The 1387-nt window shown below is 50.9% G+C and carries 1 protein-coding gene; it reads left to right on the forward strand.

The features are described 5' to 3' along the window. Positions 1-255 precede the first annotated feature (255 nt). On the forward strand, positions 256-1224 hold the full coding sequence (locus ACOTX3_RS26005) for an IS5-like element IS903B family transposase (RefSeq protein ID WP_022649395.1): 969 nt from the start codon (positions 256-258) through the stop codon (positions 1222-1224). Positions 1225-1387: the final 163 nt, after the last annotated feature.

The raw sequence follows: 1387 nt of genomic DNA on the forward strand, positions 1-1387 counted from the left end.
ACCAACGTGTTGATTTCGTATTTTCACTGACACCAGGATCATCCTGATGTTACAAGGATTGAATGACTACAGATTAAAATAGTCATCAACAGGTTGACAGCATTACCCAGCGCCCGCTTTCCGCGTATTTTTCGATTTGCACTGCCGGGGGCACTGGCGGGTATCGCGTTCCGCACACTTTTACATTTATTTATCTGGTGACTGACCTTTTTAAGGAGACAGAGGCTTTGTTGAATAAATCGAACTTTTGCTGAGTTGAAGGATCAGATCACGCATCTTCCCGACAACGCAGACCGTTCCGTGGCAAAGCAAAAGTTCAAAATCACCAACTGGCCCACCTACAATAAAGCCCTCATCAACCGTGGCTCCATAACTTTCTGGCTGGATGATGAAGCTATTCAGGCCTGGTATGAGTCGGCAACGCCTTCATCACGGGGAAGACCTCAGCGCTATTCTGATCTCGCCATCACCACCGTTCTGGTCATTAAACGCGTGTTCAGGTTGACCCTGCGGGCTGCACAGGGTTTTATTGATTCCATTTTTACACTGATGAATGTTCCGTTGCGCTGCCCGGATTACACCAGTGTCAGCAAGCGCGCAAAGTCGGTTAATGTCAGTTTCAAAACGCCCACCCGGGGTGAAATCGCGCATCTGGTGATTGATTCCACCGGGCTGAAGGTCTTTGGTGAAGGCGAATGGAAAGTCAAAAAACATGGCCAGGAACGCCGCCGTATCTGGCGAAAGTTGCATCTGGCAGTTGACAGCAACACACATGAAATCATCTGTGCAGACCTGTCGCTGAACAATGTGACGGACTCAGAAGCCTTCCCGGGTCTTATCCGGCAGACTCACAGAAAAATCAGGGCAGCATCGGCAGACGGCGCTTACGACACCCGGCTCTGTCACGATGAACTGCGGCGTAAGAAAATCAGCGCGCTTATCCCGCCCCGAAAAGGCGCGGGTTACTGGCCCGGTGAATATGCAGACCGTAACCGTGCTGTTGCGAATCAGCGGCTGACCGGGAGTAATGCGCGGTGGAAATGGACAACAGATTATAACCGTCGCTCGATAGCGGAAACGGCGATGTACCGGGTAAAACAGCTGTTCGGAGGTTCACTGACACTGCGTGACTACGATGGTCAGGTTGCAGAGGCTATGGCCCTGGTACGAGCGCTGAACAAAATGACGAAAGCAGGTATGCCTGAAAGCGTGCGTATTGCCTGAAAACACAACCCGCTACGGGGGAGACTTACCCGAAATCTGATTTATTCAACAAAGCCTAAATGAGGATGCAGGGATAGCGTGCCGGGAAGCAACGGTGTTGCTTGAGCGCTGGAAACCCTCTGAGTATCCTCGTATCACACCGCGATTAATGAAGAAGTTTGTT

The sequence above is a fragment of the Enterobacter cloacae complex sp. IR5384 genome, from assembly GCF_049237265.1.
Taxonomy (GTDB): Bacteria; Pseudomonadota; Gammaproteobacteria; order Enterobacterales; family Enterobacteriaceae; genus Enterobacter; species Enterobacter cloacae.